The sequence below is a fragment of the Bradyrhizobium sp. genome (genome assembly GCF_049798375.1).
Taxonomy (GTDB): Bacteria; Pseudomonadota; Alphaproteobacteria; order Rhizobiales; family Xanthobacteraceae; genus Bradyrhizobium.
In genome coordinates this window covers 1-5,266 of the sequence record NZ_JBARGP010000034.1, presented here as the reverse complement: position 1 = coordinate 5,266, position 5,266 = coordinate 1, and the positions used below count along the sequence as shown (strand labels likewise).

Here is a 5,266-nt window from a genome sequence, read left to right as displayed (position 1 = left end):
CATAGGCCAGCGCCACCGCGACGTTCTCGCGCACGGTGAGCGACAAGAACGGCTTCGGCACCTGGAACGTGCGGTTGATGCCGCGATGCACGAGCTTGTGCGACGCGGCGCCGCCGATGTCGTGGCCTTCGAATGTCACCACGCCGCCATCGGGCGCATAGAGCCCGGACGTGACGTTGATCGCCGTGGTCTTGCCGGAACCGTTCGGGCCGACCAGACCCAGGATTTCGCCGGGTACGATATGGAAGCTGAGGCCGTCGAGCGCGGTGAAGCCGCCGAAGCGCTTGACCAGATTGCTGACCGTGAGAATGGAGTTAGGGGACACGCCATCCCCTCCGCGTTGCGAGCGACATCAGACCGGCCGGCAGGAACAACACCAGGCCCATGATCAGAAGACCATAGATCAGCTGAAAATATTGCGGCGTGGTGAAGCCAATCAGATTGTAGATGCCATAGAGGATGATCACTCCGACGATCGGTCCGAGAATGGTGGCGACGCCGCCGAATAGCGCGAACACGATGGCGAAGATCGAGAAATCACCGGAGAACACGTTGTCAGGATAGAACACCGAGACGTACCAGGCATAGACGCCGCCGGCGAGGCCGGCGACCAGCGCCGAGGCAAGCCAGGCGATGACGCGCATCTTGACGACGTTGACGCCGGCCATCGACGCGCTCACCGCATCCTCGCGCGTCGCCTGCAAAGCGAGGCCGAAGCTGGAATTGCGCAGGTACACCACGCCGCCGAGCGTCAAGGCCAACACCACGAGCGCAGCATCATAGGCGAAGGTCGGATTGAAGGTGCCGGTCAGCGACACGCCGTACGGTCCCTTGGTGATGCCCTCCAGCGCCGGATTGGCGACGAAGTGCAGCACCGCAAGCGAGGCCGCAAGGTTGGCGATCGCGAAATAGGCGCCGGTCAGCCGTAGCAGCGGCGTCAGTAATAGCCCAAGCGCAACACCGACCAGGCCACCCACCAGCACGGCCAGCGCGGCTGGCGTCTGGAAATGCATCACCATGATCGCAAAGCCGTAGGCGCCGGCGCCGAAGAAGCCGACATAACCGAACGGCAGATAGCCGGTGAAGCCGTAGATGATGTTCACGCCCTGCGCGAGGATCAGGAAGATCACGAAATTGAACAGCAGAAGATGGTTCTGGTACACGCCGGGCAGCACCGCGAAGACAATGACCAGCGGCAGCAGGATGAACAGCGTATGCTGAAGACTTTTAGGCAACGCGCACCCGCCTTCCGAGCAGGCCGCTCGGGCGCAACAACAGGATGAGAATCAGCAACACATAGGGCAGCAGGTCGGCCCATGAACTCAGATAAGTCTGCACCAGCATGTAGCAGACACCGTAGACGACGCCGCCGAGCGCCGTCCCTAAGGGGTTGCCGAGCGAGCCCAGCACGACGATCGCAAACGACGTCACGGTGGCATCGGCGCCAAAGGCCGGCGTGACCGATCCGAACATGAAGGGCGCGAACACGCCGGCGATGCCGGCGAGACCAAGCCCGATGCCAAACGCCGCCGCTGAGATGCGATCAACGTCGATGCCTGTGGCGAACGCCTCGTCGCGGCGCGACATCACCGCACGCGTGAGCGTGCCCAGCCGGGTGCGGTAGAGATAGACATAGACCAGCCCGATCGCGATCAGGCTGGTTGCGGCCGCGATCACCCAGGGCGCCGGAAAGCCCTGACCGAAGATCTGGATTGGACCGCCGCGGCCGGCGGTGCCGCCGAACCATTTGACCTTGATGGTCGTGAACACAGTTCCGAGCAGCCGGCTCTGGATCGAGCGCTCGCTGGTGCCGGCGAAGATCGTGGTGATGGCTTCGATCACCTGCGACAGGCCGAAGAACAGGATGATCGAGAGCATCTCGGGATTGGTCGAGCCCTGCAGCCGCGGCACCAGCACCCAGTACAGCAGCATGCCCGCAATCAGGAACACGATGAAGGCGAGCGGCACCGCAAACAGTGGATCGATGCCGGCCATCGCCACGACGCCGAATGCGATGAACGCGCCCAGCATGATGATGTCGCCATGCGCAAGATTGACGATGCGCATGACGCCGAACACGAGATTGAGGCCGATACCGACCAGGCTGAAATAGAGGCCGAACAGAACGCCGGCCACCAGCGCATAAACTAGCATCTCGCCCCGCCCCGGCGTCCTCGTTTCAGCTCCCGCAAGATCATGGCGCCGGATAGACCGGCTTGCCGGTGGCGGTCTCGTGCGGATAGATCGAGGTGAAGTGGATGTGGCCGTCCTTCTCCGAGAGCTGTCCGAGCGGCGTCAGTTCGCCGATCTGGCCGCCCATCTCGTCGAGCGCAAAAGTGCCGTCGAGCGTCTTGAGCTGGTTGGAGAGCGAGAACGTGGCGCGGCGCAGCTCCATCTGGTCGAGCGAGGTCGCAACCGACAGCGTCTTCTCGATGACGAGCGCGGTGGTGTAGCCGGCGACCGCGTTGAAGCCGAACTCGACCTTGCCGTCGGAGTATTTCTTGTTCCAGGCGGCGCGATAGTCCTTCATCGTCATGCCGAAATTGACGGGGTAGTCGAGCTCGGACGGCGGCACATAGGTCCAGATGTGCTCCAGCCCCTTGGCACCGACGTTCTTCTCCAGCAGCTCGGTCTCGAGCCCGGCATAGATCGCGAACAGCATCTTGAAATTGACGCCAACGTCCTGGACGTTGCGCAGGAACGCGATGTCGTTCGGCGCGTAGCCGAAATGGATCACCGCATCCGGATTGGTGTTGGCGATGTTGTTGATGATGACGGTGTAGTTGGTGGTCTCGGTCGGCACGCCCTGGTCGTAGACGATCTCGATCGGCGCGCCGGAGTCCTTGACGAACTTGCGAAAGGCGTTGGCCTGCGTGCCGGTGAACTCGTTGGTGGCGTAGAGGATCGCCACCTTCTTGATACCAAGGCCCGGTCCGTCATGGGTGATGAAATCGGCGACCGGCTTCGGCCACACCGTCGAGACCGGGTCGGCCATCAGCGCGATGTAGGGATTGTCCTTGGAGAAGAAGCTCGCGCCGGTTCCGGTCTGATCGAACAGGAACATCTTGTGGTCGCGCGCGATCGCGACAGCAGGCGCCGTCAGTACCGAGCCGGAATCGGCGACCAACAGGTCGACCTTGTCCTGGGTGACGAGCTGATTGTACAGCGTCGAGGCGGTCGCCGTGTTGCTCTGATCGTCATAGGAGATGAGCTTGACCGGCAGCTTCTTGTCGAAGGCCTTCACATAGACGCCGCCGTCGGCGTTCTTCTGGTCGACCCAGAGCTTCAGCGCGCTGTAGACGGGCATGGAAATCGAGGCGTAGCGGCCGGATGACGCGTAGAGCGTGCCGATCTTGATCTCGGCTGGCGCATCTGCGGCAAACGCCGCCCCGGCAAAAGCCAGACTTGCGGCCAGTGCCGCACCCGTCATCTTCAACATACGTTTCTTCTCCCGCTCGTTTATTTTCGTCCGGCGGCAATCTACCGCGATGTTGCGGGGACACAAGCGGTCCCGGCCTCATTCATTGGACGCATGCCGGAATAGGCGGCATGCGCGCGAGTTGATGGACCGTTGACGCCGAATAGTCAAATGTCGCATCACCCTAACAAAGCAGCGGGCCGATCGAGCCCGTCTCCGGGAGGATGATACCGAGATGGCAGAGCCGGCCCGCGCAAAACCGAAACCGACACCCGAGACGCAGCATTTCTGGGACGGCACCCAGGCCGGCGAGTTACGGCTGCAACGCTGCGACTCTTGCGCGCATGTCTACTTCCCGCCGCGTCCGTTCTGCCCGTCCTGCGCGAGCCGCAAGGTCAGCGTGTTCAATGCCTCTGGCCGCGGCACGCTTTACAGTTATGTCATCAATCATCGCCCCGCAGCGCCAGGCTTCACGCCGCCTTACGCAATCGCAGTGGTTGCGCTCGACGAGGGTCCGCGCATGATGGGCAACATCGTCGACTGCCCGCAGACACCGGAGGCGCTCGAACTCGATATGAAGCTCGAGGTCACCTTCCAGGCGCTCGACGACAAGATCACCCTGCCCGTGTTCCGTCCGGCCAAGGGGTAGACCATGCGCAGAAACCAAGTTGCAGTCGTCGGCGCGGCCGAGACCACCGAACTCGGAATCATCCCCAACATGTCGCAGATCCAGTTGCACGCGGATGCGGCGCTGAATGCGATCGCGGATGCCGGACTGAAGCTGTCCGACATCGACGGCTTCGCTACCGCGGTCGAGACGCCGCAGCAGATGTGTCATTATCTCGGTATCACGCCGACCTGGGTCGACGGTACCTCGGTCGGCGGCTGCTCGTTCATGCTGCACGTCCGCCATGCCGCGGCGGCGATCGAGGCCGGGCTGTGCAAGACCGTGCTGATCACGCATGCCGAGAGCGGCAAGTCGATGATCGGCAAGGCGCCGCGTTCAATCCCGGCCGACAGCCTGCAGGGCCAGTTCGAGGCGCCGTTCGGCGTTTACGGGCCGCCCAGCATGTTTCCGATTCCGGTGCTGCGCTACATGAAGACTTACGGCATCACCCATGAGCAGCTTGCCATGGTCGCGGTGGTGCAGCGAGAATGGGCGGCGAAGAACCCGCGCGCCACCATGAAGGATCCGATCACGGTCGACGACGTGCTCAACTCGCGCATGATCGCCTACCCGCTCCGCCTGCTGCAATGCTGCCTCGTCACCGACGGCGGCGGCGCGCTGATCCTGACCTCGGCCGACCGCGCCAAGGATTTTCCGCGCAAGCCCGTCTACATTCTCGGCACCGGCGAGAGCGTGGAGACACCGATGGTCAGCCAGATGGAAACCTTCACCTCCTCGCGCGCCTTCAAGGTCGCGGGTCCTCTCGCCTTCAAGGAGGCCGGCATCACCCACGGGGATGTCGACCATCTGATGATCTACGATGCGTTCGCGCACCTACCGCTGTTCGGGCTCGGCGATCTCGGCTTCATGCCGCATGAGGAAACCGGCAAGTTCATCGCCGACGGCAACACACGGCCGGGCGGCAAGCTGCCGCTCAACACCAATGGCGGCGGCCTCTCCTACATGCATTCAGGCATGTACGGCATGTACGCGCTGCAGGAGAGCGTGCGTCAGATGCGCGGCATCGCGCCAGCGCAGGTGCCGAACGCGAAGATCTCGGTATGCCATGGCGTCGGCGGCATGTTCGCGGCGTCCGGCACGATCATTTTTACGAACGAAAGATAACAGCACTCGTCATTCCGCGGCCGGTCTCTCCTCTCCCTCTCCCCGTTCTTACGGGG

6 protein-coding genes are annotated in these 5,266 nt (G+C 62.9%); 2 read left to right on the top strand and 4 right to left on the bottom strand.

Annotated elements, in window-relative coordinates:
- From WA702_RS01170 to WA702_RS01155, 4 genes are all read right to left on the bottom strand, one after another.
- On the bottom strand, nt 1-325 hold a 325-nt coding region (locus WA702_RS01170), incomplete at its 3' end, for an ATP-binding cassette domain-containing protein (protein ID WP_425108691.1).
- Complete coding sequence (locus WA702_RS01165; RefSeq protein ID WP_425108690.1) at nt 315-1,235, bottom strand: branched-chain amino acid ABC transporter permease; 921 nt, start codon at nt 1,233-1,235, stop codon at nt 315-317. The genes WA702_RS01170 and WA702_RS01165, both read right to left, overlap by 11 nt.
- Entirely contained in the window at nt 1,228-2,154 is a 927-nt protein-coding gene (locus tag WA702_RS01160; protein WP_425108689.1) for a branched-chain amino acid ABC transporter permease, read from the bottom strand. Before WA702_RS01160 ends, WA702_RS01165 begins: the two co-directional genes overlap by 8 nt.
- A 40-nt stretch (nt 2,155-2,194) precedes the next feature.
- On the bottom strand, nt 2,195-3,439 hold the full coding sequence (locus WA702_RS01155) for an amino acid ABC transporter substrate-binding protein (RefSeq protein WP_425108688.1): 1,245 nt from the start codon (nt 3,437-3,439) through the stop codon (nt 2,195-2,197).
- A gap of 214 nt (nt 3,440-3,653) precedes the next feature.
- Here WA702_RS01155 and WA702_RS01150 point away from each other — a divergent pair, with 214 nt between their 5' ends.
- Nucleotides 3,654-4,067: a Zn-ribbon domain-containing OB-fold protein gene (locus WA702_RS01150; RefSeq protein ID WP_425108687.1), complete on the top strand. Its 414-nt coding sequence runs from the start codon at nt 3,654-3,656 to the stop codon at nt 4,065-4,067.
- Between the two features lie 3 nt (nt 4,068-4,070).
- Entirely contained in the window at nt 4,071-5,210 is a 1,140-nt protein-coding gene (locus tag WA702_RS01145; RefSeq protein WP_425108686.1) for a thiolase C-terminal domain-containing protein, read from the top strand.
- Nucleotides 5,211-5,266: the final 56 nt, after the last annotated feature.